3 protein-coding genes are annotated in these 17,931 nt (G+C 74.9%); all 3 read right to left on the reverse strand.

Features of this window, described 5'->3' with window-relative positions; all coding sequences use genetic code 11:
• Positions 1-48: 48 nt before the first annotated feature.
• Positions 49-261 (reverse strand): MbtH family protein, encoded by a 213-nt coding sequence (locus tag ACFWTC_RS19055; protein ID WP_383928415.1) that lies wholly within the window; start codon positions 259-261, stop codon positions 49-51.
• Between the two features lie 97 nt (positions 262-358).
• The gene (locus ACFWTC_RS19060) at positions 359-9,892 is read right to left on the reverse strand and encodes an amino acid adenylation domain-containing protein (RefSeq protein WP_384028108.1); all 9,534 of its coding nucleotides are present in this window, start codon (positions 9,890-9,892) and stop codon (positions 359-361) included.
• Between the two features lie 7 nt (positions 9,893-9,899).
• Positions 9,900-17,726, reverse strand: coding sequence for an amino acid adenylation domain-containing protein (locus tag ACFWTC_RS19065; protein ID WP_384028107.1), 7,827 nt, complete (start codon positions 17,724-17,726; stop codon positions 9,900-9,902).
• Positions 17,727-17,931 lie beyond the last annotated feature (205 nt).

The following is a 17,931-nucleotide window of genomic DNA, read 5'->3' on the forward strand; positions in this document are numbered from 1 at the left end:
GCGTCAGGACCGACGGGTTCCGGACGCCTGGCACCGCGCTGCCGCCGCCTACCCGTTCATCGCCTCCCGAAGGCTGCGGGGCCGCATGTCGACCCAGTTCTCCTCCACGTACGCGAGGCTCTGCGCCCGGCCGGCGGGACCGAAGGCACTCCTCCAGCCGGCCGGCACCTCGCAGAACGCGGGCCAGAGCGAGTGCTGGCCCTCGTCGTTGACCAGCACGTGGAACTCGCCACTCTCGTCGTCGAACGGGTTGATGCTCACCGGAATCCTCCAGATCTCGTGCCACCGGTCGGGGTGGGGGCCGGGCTCGGAGCCGGGCCCCGGCGGGGAAGAGGGGCGGAGGTCCGGCGGGCGGGGCTCACTGCGCCGCCCGCAGGATCCGGTTCAGGACCCGGCTGATCTCCGCCGCGTTCCGCGGCCAGTACATCTCGTTGTGGGCGCAGGCGATGTCGGTGCGCAGCAGCCGCCCGTCGATGTGGTCCTGCCACAGCACGTCGAGCTCCACCTCCAGCTGCCGCTTGTCGTGGGTCTCCGGGTCCAGGAGCGCGTTGAAGAAGACGACGTCGCCCCGGTACCGAGGCGAGGTGAACCGCCGCATCTGCTCCATCTGCTGGACGAAGATCGACGATGCGGTGCCCACCAGGGCCGGGTACTCCTCCATCCCCGCCAGGTGCCCCATGTAGTTGCCGAGGAACGTGCGCACCATCGCCTCGTCGACCGGCTCCAGCTCCGCGAAGTGTCCGGCTGGCGCGGCGTCCAGCAGCGCCAGCAGCGCCACCTCGTGCCCGCGCGCCTGCAGTTCCGCCGCCATGGCGTGGGCCAGCGTGCCGCCGAAGGACCAGCCCAGCAGGCGGTACGGGCCGCTCGGCTGGACCTCCAGCACCTGCTGGAGGTAGTCGTCGACCATCTCGTCGATGGAGGCGGCCGACGGCGTGGTGCCGTCGAAGCCGCGCGCCTGGATGCCGTACAGCGGCCAGGAGGCGTCCAGGTGCCGTGCGAAGCCCATGTAGGGCCAGCTCAGTCCGCCGCCCGGGTGGAGCCACCACAGGGGCGGGTTGTCGCCCTCGGTGCGGATCGGCAGCAGCCCGGCGAACGGGTCCTCGAAGCCCACCTGGGTGTCCGCCGACAGCTGGTTCGCGAGCTCGGCCACCGTGGGGTACTGGAACACGGTCCGGATCGGCACGTCCAGGCCGAGCTTCTCGTGGATGCGCCAGACGAGGCGGGTCAGCCGCAGCGAGTGCCCGCCGGAGGCGAAGAAGTCGTCGTCGATGCCGACCCGGTCCACGCCCAGCACCTCGGCGAACAGCGCGACCAGGTCCTCCTCGCGCGGCGTGCGCGGCGCGCGGTACTCGCCGCCCGTCGGGTCGGGCTCGGGCAGCGCGGCGCGGTCGACCTTCCCGTTCTCGGTCAGCGGCAGCCGGTCGAGGACCATGATCTCGGCGGGCATCATGAACTCCGGCAACCGCACCCCGAGTTCCTCACGCAGCCGCGACGGCAGCCGCGACACGCGGCGGGACACCGCGGGGACGTTCACCAGCCGCGCCGGGGGAGTGCCGGCCGGCCGGTACACGCCGTCGAGGCGGGCCGCGTCGACGTCGGGCACCACGGCCGCCTCGAAGCAGTCGGCCGCCTCCGCCGACCAGGTGCAGTACACCGCGAGCCCCCGCGCGGTTCCCCACGCCTCCAGTACGGCGGGGTCGACCAGCCCCCGGGACTCGGCGGGAGCGCCCCGTTCACCGGCCTCCCCGGCCAGCCTGGCGTTGGGGATCCGGGTCAGGCGCAGGTGGCCGCCGTGCCGGGCCAGCGCCGCTTCCACGTCCGCCGGCTCCCGTACGTCCGTACCCCACACCACCACCGGCAGGTCCGCCAGGCGCAGCGCCCGGCCGGGCTCCTTGTGCAGCACCACCTCGTAGCGGTGGCGGGTGAGTTCGTTGTGGTCCGCGCCACCCTTGAGCCGGATGTCGGCGGCGACCGCGTCCGGGCGTCCCTCGGCCCACCGCGTGAAGTACCCCGGATCGACGAGCAGTTCCTTCTCGCCCAGCACCGCCCGCTCGACCGCCGCCCGCACGGCGGCCGGGCCGTCGTCGGGCTGCCGTGCACGGTGGACCGCCGCGCTGAACGGGCGCAGGGTCCGGTAGTTGCGGACGTCGCCGATCACGATGCGGCCGCCGGGCGCCAGCCGGTCCATCGCGAGGTCGAGCACCCGGGTGAGGTAGCCGGCGTCCGGGAAGTACTGCACGACCGAGTTGAGGATCACCGTGTCGAAGAAGCCCGTCGGCAGTCCGTCCTGGTCGTCGGCGGGCCGGCAGTGCAGGAACACCTTGTCCGACAGGCGCGGGTCGGCCGCGACCTGGGCGAGCAGCCGCTCGATGACGGGCGCCGAGAAGTCGGTGCCCCAGTACTCCCCGACCTCGCAGGCCAGCGGTCCGAGCAGCAGGCCGGAGCCGACGCCGATCTCCAGCACCCGCTCCGGGCGCAGCGCGCGCACCCGCCCCAGCACGGCCTCGCGCCACGCCCGCATCTCGGGCAGCGGGATGGCCCCGCCGGTGTAGGAGCTGTTCCAGCCGGTGAAGTCCTCGCCGACCCCGCTCCGGTCGACCGCGGTCCCGCCGTACATGTCGTCGTAGATCCCGCGCCACTCGCCGACGTGGTCGACGGCGTCGCCCTCGCCGGGCGCCGACGCGTCGGGCACCACGTACGCGACCAGGCTGCGCTCACCGAGCCGGTCCCGGCGCGGGACCACGACGGCGTGCGCCACGCCGTCCCGCTCGCGCAGCACCGCCTCGATCTCGCCCGGCTCCACGCGGAAGCCGCGGAGCTTGACCTGGTCGTCGGCCCGGCTCACGTACTGCAGGCGCCCGGTCGACTCCCAGCGCACCAGGTCGCCCGTACGGTACATCCGCGCCCCCGGCCGCCCCGACGGGTCGGCGACGAACCGCTCGGCGGTCAGGCCGGGACGTCCCGCGTACCCGCGGGCCACGCCGTCGCCCCCGACGTACAGCTCGCCCACCACACCGGGCGGCACCGGCCGCAGCCGGTCGTCCAGGACCAGCAGCCGGGTGCCGTCCATGGGCCCGCCGATCGGCAGCGGGTCGGCGCACAGGTCCGCCGTGGGCATCCGGTACCGCGCGGCGAACGTGGTGGTCTCCGTCGGACCGTAGCCGTTCACCACGGTGAGGCCCGGGCAGGCGTCGAGGACCCGGCGGACGGCGACCGGGGACAGCACGTCGCCGCCCGCCCACACCTCGGCGACGCCGGTGAAGCACTCCGCGTGCTGCTCGGCCATCACGGCGAAGAGCCCGGCGGTCAGCCACAGCCCGGTCACCTCGCGCTCGGCGACGACCTTGGCCAGATCCGCCGTGTCGAGCCTGCCCGCGCGCGCCACCACCGCCGTGCCGCCGCCGAGCAGCGGCGCCCACAGCTCGTACGTCGACGCGTCGAACGTGTGCGGCGAGTGGACCAGGACGCGCCGGTGGGCACCGCCGGCCCAGCAGCCGTCGAGCGCGAGGTCGACCACGTTGCGGTGGGTCACCTCGACCCCCTTGGGGCGGCCGGTGGAGCCCGACGTGTACATCACGTACGCGACGCCCCGCTCCCCGACGCCGCCGTCCCCGGGCGGCGTGTCCGGGCAGTCCGCGAGGTCCTCCCCGGCGAAGGCGGCGTCCACGACGACGGCGGGATCCAGGTCCGCGAGGACGAAGTCGAGGCGCTCGCGCGGGTGTCCGGGGTCGACCGGCACGTAGGCGGCCCCCGTCTTCAGCACGCCGAGGATCGCCGCGACCAGCAGCGGCGAACGCTCCAGCACGAGCGCCACCCGGCTGCCCGGGACCGCGCCGCGGTCCCGCAGGCGGTGGGCGATGCGGTTGGCCCAGCGGTCCAGGTCGGCATAGGTCCAGCTCTGCTCCCCGTCCGCGGAGAGCAGCGCGGTCGCGTCCGGACGCGCGGCGGCGGCGTCGGCGAACCGCTGGTGGACCGTGCCCGCCGCGAAGCCGGCGCCGCGGCCCTCCCCGCCCCACCGGGCCAGCGCCGCGCGCTGGTCGTCGGAGAGGATGTCGACCGCCCCGATCGGCGTGTCGGGCGCGGCGACCACCCGGCGCATGAAGTGCAGCCAGCGCTCCATCAGCGTGCTGACCGTCGCGGCGTCGAACAGCTCCGTCGCGTACTCCGCGGACCCGGTGATCCGCGCCGCCCCGCCCTCGTCGTCCACCTCGCGGAGGCTGACGAACAGGTCGAACCGCGAGGCGCCCATGGCGAACGGCTCCTCGGTCACCGCCAGGCCCGGCAGCGCGAACTCCGGCCGGGCGTTGTTCTGCAGTGCCAGGCACACCTGGAAGAGCGGGTGGTGCGCGGAGGACCGCACCGGGTTCAGCACCTCCACCAGGTGCTCGAACGGGATGTCCTGGTTGTCGTACGCGGCGAGGCTCGACTCCCGGACCCGGCCGACGAGTTCCGTGAAGCCGGGATTCCCGGAGGTGTCCGCCCGCAGCACCCACGTGTTGACGAAGAACCCGACCAGGCGGTTCAGCGCCTCGTCGGTGCGCCCCGCGATGGGCGAGCCGATCGGCACGTCCGTACCCGCGCCCAGCCGGGTGAGCATGGCGGCCATGCCCGCCTGGAGCACCATCGCCACCGTGGCGCCGGTCTCCCGGGCCACCCGCCGGACGCCCTCGGTGAGCCGCTCGTCGAGGACGAGCGGCAGCACGGCGCCGGCGTACGAGGCCACCGCGGGCCGCGGCCGGTCCGCGGGCAGGCCGACGGTCTCCGGCAGCCCGGCCAGGCGGGTCGTCCAGTAGTCCAGCTGGCGCCGGTACAGGCTGCCCGGGTCTCCGCTGTCCCCCAGCAGCCGCCGCTGCCACAGGGTGTAGTCCGCGTACTGGACCGGGAGCGGCTCCCACTGCGGCGCCCGGCCGGCGCGGCGCGCCTCGTACGCCGTGGTCAGGTCCTCCGCGAGGGGGAGCAGCGACCAGCCGTCCGAGACGATGTGGTGCGCGCCGATCATGAAGACCGACTCCTGCTCACCGATCCGGAACAGCCAGGCGCGGAGCGGTATCTCGTCGGCCAGGTCGTACGGCCGTCGCGCCGCCTCGTGCAGGGCGCCGTGCAGTCCGTCCTCCGTGACCGCGGCCTCCTGCCAGGGGACCCGCACCACGGCCGGTGCGAGGACCTGCTGGTACGGCTGTCCGTCCGCCTCGCCGAACACGGTCCGCAGCGCCTCGTGCCGCACCACGACGTCGTGCACGGCGCGGCGCAGCGCCGCCGCGTCCAGCTCACCGCGCATCCGCAGGGCCAGCGCGATGTTGTAGGTCGCCGACGGGCCCTCGAAGCGGTGGATGAACCACAGCCGTTGCTGCGCGAAGGACAGCGGCAGCCGTTCGGGCCGGTCCTGGGGCCGCAGCGGCGGGCGTACGTCGCTTCCGGCCGTCAGGTGCGCGGCCAGTGCGGCGGCGGTGGGCTCCTGGAAGACGACCCGGATCGGGATCTCCACGCCGTGCACGGCGCGGATGCGGCTGACCAGCCTGGTGGCCAGCAGCGAGTGCCCGCCGATGGAGAAGAAGTTGTCGTCCACGCCGACCCGGTCGAGCCCGAGCACCGCCGCGAACAGCGCGCACAGCGACTCCTCCTCGGGCGTGGACGGGGCCCGGCCGGCGCCGGCGGCCGAGTAGTCCGGCACGGGCAGGGCGCGCCGGTCCGGCTTGCCGTTGTCCGTCAGCGGCACGCCGGCGATCGGCACGATCGCGGCGGGGACCATGTACTCCGGCAGCGCGTCCCGCAGGTACGCGCGCAGGACGGGCAGCAGCGCCGTGACGGCGCCGCCCGCCGCGGGGTCGTTGACCAGCGGGCGCTCCCCGGCCGCCGGCCGGTAGGTGCCGGTGGTGATCAGGCCGGTCTGCGGGGCGGCCCGGTGGAGGACCACCTCGAACCGGTCGACCGCCTCCGCCGACCAGGTCGCCACGGCGTCCCAGCCGTGCCCCGCGGCCCACGCCCGGAGCGCGCCCGGGTCGAGCGCCGCCGTCCCGGGTGCGGCGGAGTCCTCGCCGTCCGGCTCGCACGCCGCCGCGGCCTCTCCCGTCAGGCGGGCGTTCGGCACGCCGACGACGCGCACGACGGGCTCCCCGTGGTCGCGCACCCGGTCGGCGAGGGCGTCCAGGTCCCCGTCCCACGGCAGGCACGGCACCGCGTCCAGCCGCCGCACCGCGCCGGGCGCCCCGGCGGCCGGCTTGTGCAGCACGACCTCGTACCGGTGGCGGGTGAGCTCGTTGCGGGCCGTGCCGTCCTTGATCCGGACGTCGACGCCGACGGGACCTGCGCCGCCCGTACCGCCGCCGGTCCGCTCCGCCCAGCGCAGGAACCACTCGGGGTCGACGACCAGTTCCTTCTCCAGCAGGACGGCCTGGTCGACCGCGCTGCGCAGCACGGCCGGCGCCGCGTCGGGGTGCTTCGCCCGCTGGACGGCCGTCTGCAGCAGGCGCAGCGAGCCCGCCCGCCGGATGTCGCCGAGCACGATCCTGCCGCCCGGCGCGAGCAGTTCCCAGGCGCCGTCCAGGACCTGCCGCAGGTAGTGCTCGTCGGGGAAGTACTGCACGACCGAGTTGAGCACCACCGTGTCGAACGTGCCGCGCGGCAGGCCGGAGAGGTCGTCGGCGGCCTGACACCGCAGCTCGACGCGGTCGCCGAGGCCGGCCTCCGCGACCTGCCGCCGCAGGCGCCCGATCACCGAGGGCGAGAAGTCGGTGCCCCAGTACGACTCGACCCGGCCCGCGATACGGGCGAGCAGCAGCCCGGAGCCGACGCCCAGTTCGAGGACGCGGCCCGGCGACCAGCACAGGACGCGCTCCACCGCCGCGTCCCGCCAGGCCCGCATCTCGTCGAGCGGGATCGGCTCGCCGGTGTAGGAGCTGGTCCAGCCGGTGAAGTCCTCGCCGAGCTCCGCGCCGGCCGCGTCCAGGTACGCCTGGTCGTAGACCTCCTGCCACGCGCCGACCTGGTCGCCGGCCTCGCGCACGCCGTCCGCGGCCCCGGGGTCCGCGACGACGTAGGCGACGAGCCGCTGGTCCCCGGGCTGGTCCTCGCGGGCGGTCACGATGGCCTGGCGGACGGCCGGGTGACGGGCCAGGGTGTGCTCGATCTCGCCCAGCTCGATGCGGAACCCGCGCAGCTTCACCTGGTTGTCCGCGCGGCCGAGGAAGCAGATGTTCCCGTCGGGGAAGAAGCAGGCGCGGTCGCCGGTCCGGTAGAGCCGGTCGCCCTCCCGGTCGCCGAACGGATCGCGGACGAAGCGCTCGGCGGTCAGCTCGGGCCGGTTGACGTAGCCGGTGCAGAGGCAGTCCCCGCCGATGTAGAGGTCGCCCTCGACACCGACCGGTACCGGTTCCATGGCGTCGTCGAGCACGTAGTAGCGGGCGTTGTCGATGGGCCGGCCGTACGGGATGCTGCGCCACTGCGGGTCGATGTCGCGGATGCGGAAGTAGTTGGACCACACCGTGGCCTCGGTCGCTCCGCCGAGGCTGATCATTTCGAGGTTGCGGAACACCCGGCGGATCTCGTCCGGCAGTGACAGCGGGGTGAAGTCGCCGGAGAGGAAGGCCAGACGGAGGCTGCCCGTACCCCGGCTCCCCGGTTCCACGGACCGCGCGGCGAGCAGGGGGGGCAGCTGGTTGAGGGTGGTCGGCACCGAGTTCCAGAAGGTGATCGGCTCCGTGAGCAGCAGGTCGAGCAGTACGTCCGGGTCGCGCTGCTGGGCCGCGTCCGCGATGTACAGGCCGCCGCCGCAGCCGAGCAGGCCGAAGATGTCGAAGGTGGAGAGGTCGAACCCCAGCGAGGTGACGCACAGGCCGACGTCCTTGGGTCCGAACCCGAAGGTGCGGTAAGCCCAGTTGAGCAGGTTGTGCACCGGGCGGTGGGTGACCGAGACGCCCTTGGGCTTCCCGGTGCTGCCCGAGGTGAAGATGATGTACGCGGTGCTGTCCGGCCCGGCGACCGGCTCCGGGTTGCGCGCGGAGCCGGGGGAGTGGGCCGCCGACGACGCCTCGAACCGGTCCACCTCGACGAGCCCGACCCCGTCCGGGACGTCCCAGTGCTCGGTGTCCGACGTGGACAGTACGAGCTCCGCCCCGGCGTCGGCCAGCATGCCGGCGACGCGGTCGGCGGGCAGCGACGGCTCCAGCGGTAGGAACGCCCCGCCCGCCTTGAGCACGCCGAAAGCGGCGGCGATCATGACCGGGCCGCGGCGGACGCCGATCCCGACGACGGTCTCCGGGCCGACGCCCCGTTCCTTGAGGTCCCAGGCGATCCGGTTGGCCCGCTCGTTCAACTCGCCGTACGTCATGGTGCCTTCGGCCCAGCGCAGGGCGATCGCCTCGGGGCGGCAGCCGGCCTGCTCCTCGAAGAGCAGGTGCATCGGACCCGGACAGGGGAAGTCGCGGGCCGTGTCGTTCCACTCGACGAGGATCTTCCGGCGCTCGTCGGCGTCGAGCACGGCGCCGTCCGCCCGGGCGGCGGCCGTTTCCGCGGCCGCGTCCGCGGTGTCGTCCGCGGTGTCGTCCGGGCGGTGCCCGCGCGCGGCCCCGGACGGCGGGCCGCCGGCCTCGCCGACGGTGGTCGCCGGGTCGGCCACCACCTGTTCCACCAGGCTGACGAACCGCGCCGCCATCCCCTCCACCGTTTCGGGGTCGAAGAGGTCGGTGGCGTACTCGATCTGCCCCGTGGCCGATCCGTCCGACTCGTCCGGCGCCAGGTTGAAGAAGAGGTCGAACTTCGCCGTGCCCGTCGGGATGGGCTCCATCGACACGGTCAGGCCCGGCAGGTCCAGGACCGGCGCCACGTTGTTCTGCCACGCGAACACGACCTGGAACAGCGGATGGTGGGCGGTCGACCGCTCGGGCCGCAGCAGTTCCACCAGCCGCTCGAACGGCACGTCCTGGTTGTCGTACGCCGCGAGGGCCTTCTGCCGCACCTGGCCCAGCACCCACTCGAACGTCCGCTCCGGCGTCAACGGCACGCGCAGGACCCACGAGTTGACGAAGAATCCCACCAGGTCGTTCAGCGCCTCGTCGGTGCGGCCCGCGATCGGCGATCCGACCGTCACGTCCTCGCCGCCGCCCAGCCGGTGCATCAGTACGGCCACGGCGGCTTGGAGCACCATCGACACCGTCACCCCGCGGGCCCGGGCCAGCTCCTCGACCCGCGCCAGCAGTTCGCTCGACAGGCCGAGGTCCACCGAACCGCCGCGGTAGCTCGCCACCGCGGCGCGGGGGCGGTCCAGGGGCAGCGGGAGCGGCTTCGAGATCCCCGCCAGCTCCCGGCGCCAGTACGCCGTCTGCACCGACAGGACGCTCCCCGGGTCGGACTCGTCCCCGAGCAGCTCCTGCTGCCACAGCGCGTAGTCCGAGTACTGCACGGGCAGTTCCGTCCAGTCCGGCGCCCGGCCGGCCACCCGGGCCCGGTAGGCCTGAGACACGTCCCGCGCCAGCGGCGCGAGCGATCCGCCGTCCCCGGCGATGTGGTGGATCACCAGGACCAGCAGGTGCTCGTCCTCACCGCTCTGGACGACGCAGCCCCGCAGCGGCACGTCGGCCGACAGGTCGAACCAGCTGCCCGTCACCGACGACACCACGCGCGGCACCCGGTCGGGGGCGACCCGGCCCCAGTCCTTCCACGGCAGCTCGAACGCGCCGGGGGCGAGGATCCGCTGGAACGGCCGGCCGTCCACCTCCCCGAACACGGTCCGCAGGACCTCGTGGCGCGTCATCACGTCCAGGAACGCCGCACGCAGCGCACCGGTGTCCAGGGCGCCGGTGAACCGCAGGAGCAGGGGGATGTTGTAGGTCGAGGACGTGCCCTCGAAGCGGTTGATGAACCACATCCGCCGCTGGGCGTACGAGAGGGGAATCATGGTGTTTCTACCTTTCGCTCATCCTGCGCAGCGGCTTTCGGGAAGAGGCCGACATGTCAGTCCAACGGTCGGTCAGCTCGGCGACGGTGGGGGCGGTGAACAGGGTCCCGATCGGGACCTCCACGCCCAGCTCCGCGCGCACCCGCGCCACCAGGCGGGTGGCGAGCAGCGAGTGCCCGCCCAGGACGAAGAAGTCGTCGTCGATGCCGACCCGCTCCACGCCGAGCACCTCGCTGTACAGGCGGCACAGGGCTGCCTCCCGCGGCGACCGCGGGGCCCGGTAGTCGTCCCCGTCGAACTCGGGCGCGGGCAGGGCCGACCGGTCCAGCTTCCCGTTCGGCGTCAACGGCAGTTCCGCGAGCACCGTGAACGCGGCCGGGACCATGTACGCCGGCAGCCGCTCCCCGACGAGCTCCCGCAACCGCTCCACCGGGGGCACCCCGCCCCCGGCCTCCGGCACCAGGTACGCCACCAGCCGGCGCTCGCCCGGCCGGTCCTCGCGGGCGATGACGGTGGCGTGGCGGACGGCCGGGTGCCGGGTCAGGACGTGCTCGATCTCGGCGGGTTCGATGCGGAACCCCCGCAGCTTGATCTGGTGGTCGGAGCGGCCGAGGTACTCCACCTCGCCCGTGCGGGTCCAGCGGGCCAGGTCCCCGCTGCGGTACATGCGCGTGCCCGCCGGGCCGAACGGGTTCGCCACGAACCGCTCCGCCGTCAGGTCCGGCCGGCCGTGGTAGCCGCGGGCCAGGCCGTGCCCGGCGATCCACAGGTCACCGGTCACCCCCGGCGGCACGGGACGCAGGGTGCGGTCGAGGACGAGGATCCGGCCGTTGGCGACGGGCCCGCCGATGGAGGGGGGCATGCCGGCCGACCCCGGACCGAGCCGGGCCGCCGTGGAGTAGACGGTGGCCTCGGTGGGCCCGTAGAGGTTGGTGACCTCGGCGGCGCGCTCGCACAGGGCGGCCGCCAGCGACGGGGGCAGGGCCTCACCGCTGGTGATCACGCGCAGCCCGGTCAGGCAGGCCGGGGCGTGGCCGACCAGCACCTGCCAGAGGGCCGGGGTGGCCTGCATGACGGTGATCCCGGCACGGTCCACGAGCTCGTGCAGCGCGTCGGGCCGGGTGAGGAGGTCCTTGCCGGCCAGCACGGTCCGCCCCCCGGTCAGCAGGGGCAGGAACAGCTCCAGGACCGCGATGTCGAACGCGACGGTGGCGACGGCCAGCATCCGGTCGTCCGGCGACAGCCGGAACCGTTCCTGCATGCCGGTCAGCAGGTTCGCCAGGGAACCGTGCTCGATGACCACGCCCTTGGGCTTCCCCGTGGAGCCGGAGGTGTAGATGGTGTAAGCGGCGTGGCCCGGACCGGCCGTGGTCCGCGGGGCGTGCCCGGGCAGGGCGGACAGGTCCGCGCCGGCCAGCCGTTCCGGGTCCAGCACCAGCACCGCCGCACTGTCCTCGACCACGGACCGCACCCGGGCGGCCGGATACTCCGGGTCCACCGGCACGTACGAGCCTCCGGCCTTCCACACCGCCAGCAGCGCCACGACCAGGTCGGGCGAGCGGGGCAGCAGCACCACCACGCGCGACTCGGGCCCCACCCCCTGCCCGATCAGCCAGTGCGCCAGCCGGTTGGCCCGCCCGTCCAGCTCCCCGTACGTCAGCACCTGCCCGTCCGATGCGACCGCGACCGCGTCCGGAGCCTCCGCCGCCCGTGCGGCGAACAGCTCCGGAACGGTCGCCGCGGGGAGCGCGGCCGCCGTGTCGTTCCAGCGGTGCAGGACCTGTTCCCGCTCCTCGTCGGTCAGTACGCCGATCGCCGCGACGACGGCCCCGGGACGGGCGGCGAACTGCCGCAGCACCCGGGTCAGCCGGTCGGCGATCACCTCCACCTCGGCGTGCCGGAAGACGCCGCGCCGGTACTGGAAGGAGATGCGCAGCAGCGGATCGGCCGCCGCGATGACGGTCAGCGGGTAGTGCGGCGGGGCGTACGGGCGGATGCCGGTCACCGCCAGGTCCGCCGGCGCGGCCGCCGCCGCGGGGCCGGTCCGGTCCACGGGGAACGACTCGAACACCACCAGCGTGTCGAACAGGGAGGTCAGCCCGGTGGACCGCTGGATGTCGGCGAGCCCGAGGTGGTGGTGGTCCAGGAGCCTGGCCTGGGCGTCCTGCACCTGCCCGAGCAGCTCCGCGACGGTGTCGGTCGGCGTGCACCGCACCCGTACCGGCACCGTGTTGATGAACAGGCCGATCGTCGAGTCCACCCCCGGCAGCTCCGCCGACCGGCCGGAGACCGTCGTACCGAACAGCACGTCGTCGCCCCCGGTCAGCCCGGCCAGTACGACGGCCCAGGCGGCCTGCACCAGGGTGTTCGGGGTGACCCCCCACTCGGCGGCGCGCCGCGCCAGCCGGGCGGCGTCCTCGCGGGTCAGGGCCGCGTCGACCTGCCCGTTGCCGCCGCCGGTCCCGGTCGCGGGCGCCGCGGGCGCCAGGACGGTCGGCCCGGTCACACCGGCCAGCTCCCCGGCCCACGCCCGGGCCGACCGCTCCCGGTCCTGCCGCGACAGCCACCCCAGGAAGTCCCGGTAGCCGTGCGGGCGCGCCGGATCGGCGGCGCCGCCGCCCACCGCGTACAGGTGCATCAGGTCCCGCTCGATCAGCGGGACCGACCAGCCGTCGAACAGCACGTGGTGGGCGGTGAGGGCGAGCTCGGCCCGGTCCGGCCCCAGCGTGACGAGGGTGAGCCGGAGGAGCGGCGGGCTGTCGGGGCGGAAGCGGGCGTCCCGCTCCTCGGCGAGGACGCGCTCCAGCCGCTCCGGCGCCCCGGGGACCCCGGTGAGGTCCACGTGCCGCCAGGGCAGCGGGACGCCGTCCACCACGACCTGTACGGGGTCACCCGACGCGCCGGGCAGGAACGCCGCCCGCAGGTTCGGATGGCGGTCCAGCAGCGCCTGGCCCGCGGCCCGCAGCCGGTCCGCGTCCACCGGACCGGCGAGCCGGAACACGAACTGCGTGCGGTAGCCCTCGGAGGTGTCCCCCAGCATCGTGTGGAACAGCAGACCCGCCTGGAGCGGGGTGAGCGGCCACACGTCGGCCACCCGTCCGAAGCGCCGCTTCCAGGTGTCCAGTTCGGCCTGGCCGACGTCCACCAGCGCGACGTCCGACGGCGTCATCCCGGTCCCTCCCGCTGTCACCAGGGCCCGCAGGCCGCGCAGGGCCGCGCACCAGGTCCCGGACAGCTCGCGGACCTCGTCGGCGGACAGCACACCGGTGGGGAAGGAGAACAGGGCCGTCAGCCGCGCCCCGTCCCCGGTGTCGGTGACCAGCGCGTTGAGCTCCAGGGCGCTCGGCGCCGGCATGTCGGGGCCCGGCGCCGCGACGAGTTCGGGGCACTCCGGGGCCGGCGTCCACCCGGCGCCGCGCCCCGCCCGGGGGCCGTCGAAGGAGAAGCGGCCCAGGAAGTTGAAGCCGATCTCGTCCGCCGGGTACGGGCGCAGCACCGGCGCCGTGCGGTCGTTGAGGTGGCGCAGCAGGGTGTAGCCGATGCCGTGGTCGGGAATCGCGCGCCGCTGCTCCTTCACCCGCCCCAGCGCCTCGCCCGCGGCCGCCCCGCCGGCGATCGCCTCGTCGACGTCGATCCCCGAGAGGTCGAAGCGGACGGGGTGCGCGGTGGTGAACCAGCCGACGGTACGGGACAGGTCCGCGCCCGGGAGCAGCTCGTCCTGCCGGCCGTGCCCCTCCAGCCGGACGACGGCCGCGCCGTCCGTCACGCCCCGCCGGTGACGGGCCAGCGCCAGCACCAGGGCCGTGAGCAGGACGTCGTCCGCGCCGCTGCGGTACGCGGCCGGCACCGACGCCAGCACGGCGTCGGTGAGGTCGGCCGGGAGTTCCACCCGTACGGTCTCCACCGTCGAGGCGACGTCCACGGCCGGGTCGAGCGGCCGGGACCCGACCGGCGCGACGGGGGCGGCGAGCAGATCGCGCCAGAGCCCGAGCTCCGCCTCCCGTCCGGGCCGCACCGCCTCGTCGGCCAGCGCGCCCAGCCACCGCCGCAGCGAGGTCCCCACCGCCGGCAGGGCCGGGGCCGTACCGGCGCGGACCTGCCGCCACGCCTCGGCGAGGTCGGGGAGCAGCACCCGCCACGACACCCCGTCGACGACCAGGTGGTGGGCCGCGACCAGCAGCCTTCCGGGGCCCGCGGTCACCGGCTCGAACCACACCAGCCGCAGCATCCGGCCCTCCGAGGCCCGGATGTGGTCCGCCGCCTCCGCCGCCTCGGCGCGCAGCAGCGTCTGCCACGCGGCACCGCGCCAGTCGCCCGGACAGCGCACCCGCTTGACGAGGCCGGCGGCGTCGGGGGAGCCGGGCGGGTGCACCAGCAGCCCGTCGCCGGTCAGGCGCGAGCGCAGCGCGTCGTGCCGGTCCAGGACGGCGCGCACGGTCGCGGTGAGGCCGTCGAGGTCGATGCCGTCCGGCAGTTCCAGCACCAGCCACTGGGCGAGCCGGTCCAGCCCGGGGCCGTGCTCGGCGACGATGCGTGCCATCGGCGGCAGGGGCAGCAGACCGACGCCGCCGCCCTCGGGTTCGACGGGCGGCGGCGGCGTGGTGTCCCGCGTGGCGGCCGCGGCCAGCGCGGCGACGGTACGACACTCGAACACGGTGCGCGGGCTGAACGCCAGGCCGGCCGCGCGGGCGCGGGCCACGACCTGGATGGCCCGGATGCTGTCGCCGCCGAGCGTGAAGAAGTCGTCGTCCACCCCGATCCGGTCCATCCCGAGCACCTCGGCGAACGCGGCCGCCAGTACGCGCTCTTCGGCGGTGCGGGCCGGCCGGTGGGCCCGGCCGGCGTACTCCGGCTCGGGCAGCGCCGCCCGGTCCAGCTTGCCGTTCGCGGTCAGGGGCAGCCGGTCCAGTACGACGAACGCGGCGGGCACCAGGTGCGCGGGCAGCCGGGCCGCGACGAAGCCCCGCAGTCCGGCCGCGTCCAGCCCGGCGTGCAGGTCCCAGTCCGCGCCGGCCCCGCCGGGTCCGGCGCAGGCCGTGGGCACGACGTACGCGAAGAGCTGGACGGCACCGTCGGCGCCGCGGCCCGGCCGGGCCAGGACCGCCGCCCGGGACACCCCCGGGTGCGCGGCCAGCGCGGCCTCGATCTCGGCGGGCTCGACGCGGAAGCCTCGCACCTTCACCTGCTGGTCGGCGCGGCCGGTGAACTCCAGCTCGCCGTCGGCGTTCCAGCGCGCCAGGTCGCCCGTACGGTACATGCGTCGGCCGGCCGGGCCGAACGGGCAGGCGACGAAACGCTCCGCGCTCAGGCCCGCGCGGCCGTGATAGCCGCGGGCGAGCCCCTCGCCCGCGATGTACAGGTCGCCGGGCACCCCGGGCGGGACCAACCGCAGCCGGCTGTCGAGCACGTACAGCGCGGTGTTGCGGATCGGCGTCCCGATCGGGACGGTCGGCGCCCCGGGCCGGTACTGCCAGGCGGTGACGTCGACCGCGGCCTCGGTGGGCCCGTACAGGTTGTGCAGGGGCGCCCCGACCACCCGGTGGAACTCCGCCGCGAGTTCGGCCGGCAGGGCTTCGCCGCTGCAGATGACGCGGCGCAGGCCGGTACAGCCGGCCGCGGCCGCCTCCGCCGTGAACTCGGCGAGCATCGAGGGGACGAAGTGGAGGGTGGTGACGCCGGACCGCCGGACCAGCTCCGCGAGGTAGGCGGGATCGCGGTGCCCGTCCGGCCGTGCCACCACCAGGGTGGCGCCGGTGATCAGCGGCCAGAAGAACTCCCACACCGACACGTCGAAGGACGCCGAGGTCTTCTGGAGCACCCGGTCGGAGGCGTCCAGCCGGTAGCGGTCCTGCATCCAGAGCAGCCGGTTGACGATCGCGCCGTGCGTGACGACGACGCCCTTGGGCCAGCCGGTCGACCCCGAGGTGTAGATCATGTACGCCGGGTGCCCGACGGACCGGGCCACGACCGGGTCGGGGCCGTCGGCGGGCGGGGTCTCGTCGACCGTGATCACGGGGATGCCGGTCCGGGGCAGCAGGTCCGCCGTGCCCTTGACGGTCACGAGCATCGCCGGCGCCGCGTCGGAGAGCATGAACTCCACGCGGTCGCGCGGGTAGTCGGGGTCGACCGGAACGTAGGCGGCCCCCGCCCTGAGCACGGCGACCAGGGCGACGACGAGCTCCGGCGAGCGGGGGATCGCGACCGCGACGAACCGCTCGGGCCCGGCGCCGCCCTCGGCCAGGACGCGGGCCAGGCGCTCGGACCGTTCGGCCAGTTCGCGGTACGTCAGGGAGGTGTCCTCGTACCTCACCGCGATCGCGTCGGGGGTGGCATCGGCCTGCCGTTCCAGCAGCTCCGCCAGGGTCGTGTCCGCCGGGGCGGCCGCGGGGCCGGCGCATCCGGCGAGCAGCGCGCGGCGCTCCCCGGCGCCGAGCAGGCCCAACGCGGCGACGGGCGTGCCGGGTTCGGCCATGGCCGCGCGGACGAAGGCCGTGAACCTGGACGCCAGGCCGGCGACGTCCCGGGCGTCGTACAGCGACCGGGGGGCGTCGAAGCGGACGAACAGGTCGCTGTCGGCCCGGCCGTCGGTGTACGCGCAGACCATGACCTCGTCGACCAGGCCGAACGTGCCGCCCGCGAAGCGCGCCGTGCTGCCCGCGAGGTCGAGCGTCTCGACGAAGGGAATCACGTTGACGATGGCGCCGAACGGGCCGCGCGTCCCGCCCACGTGCCCCGCCGCCCGCTTGATCAGGGCGAGTTCGTGCCGGGCGTGCCGCAGCACCCGCCGCCGTTCCCGGCCGACCGCGTCGGCCAGCTCCGCCAGGTCCGCCGCGGGCGCCACCTCCACCTGGAGGGGCAGCCGGTTCGAGAGCATGCCGAGCGCGCGGCGGGTGGCGCCGGTGCGGTGGTTCACCGTGATCGTCAGCAGCGGCCTGGGCAGATCGCACACCCGGTGCAGGAACGCCGTGGCCGCCGCGGCGAGCAGGTCCGGGACGCTCGTGCCCAGCGGCTCGGCGGCGCGGGCCCAGGCGGCGTGCTCGGCGGCCGGCACGGTGGCGGTGAAGGTGGTCATGCCCAGCGGCTCGGTGAGCCCGTCCCAGTACCGGGCCGCGGCCCCCGGGCCGGCGGAGGGGGAGGCGGAGGGGGCCGAGGCGTCGGCGGGAGCGCCGGCCGACCCGCCCGCAGGGCTGCCGGCGGGCCGGACCCCGGCGGGGAGCCGCGCCGGGGTCGGCTCGCCCGCCAGGTAGTCCCGCCAGAACCGTTCGGCGTCGGCGAACCGCCCGGACGCCCGGTACGCGGCGTCCTTCGACGCCGCGTCGGCCGGCGAGCTCGCGGGCGCCGGCGGTACGGCGGAACCCGCGTGCAGCGCCCGGTACACCTCGGCGATCCGCTGGGACAGCACGGTGAGGACGCCGAACGCGTCGGTGAGGATGTGGTGGAAGACGATCACCACGAGGTGGCGGGCCGGTCCCAGCCGGATCGAGCCGAACCGGAACAGCGCGTCGCCGGCGAGGTCGAAGGGACGCCGTACGGACTCGGCCACCAGGGCGCGGGCCGCGTCGTCGGGGTCCTCCGCGCCGCTCACGTCCAGGGCGAACGGCTCCCAGCCCCCGGGGTTCCGGGAGACCTGTCGCAGCGCGTCCCCGTCCCGGCGGAAGTTCACGGTCAGCGCCCCGGACTCGGCCGCGGCGGCCCGCAGCGCCGCACCGAAGAGGGAGACGTCCAGATCGCCGTCGACCTCCCACAGGGTCACCACGTTGTTCGGGATGTCAGGGGCGAGCTCCTGCGCGAGCCACATGGCCTCCTGCGCGGACGTAACGCCGGTGTGAGCCATTCCTGACTTCCCTCCCGCAACGTGGTTCCGGATCACGGCCACTCGTCGTGCCCGATCGTTGTCGCGGCTCAGGAGGCGATCAACCTGCGTGAAAGATGTCCGCCAGAGATGAAAGAGAATCGGCAAGATACCGAAAGAGATCCGGCCGTTCGGCTCACAACTGGTTAGATCGTTCGGGGCAACGCCGAGAGGCCGGATGAACAGG

The sequence above is a fragment of the Streptomyces sp. NPDC058619 genome (assembly GCF_042717785.1).
Lineage (GTDB): Bacteria > Actinomycetota > Actinomycetes > Streptomycetales > Streptomycetaceae > Streptomyces.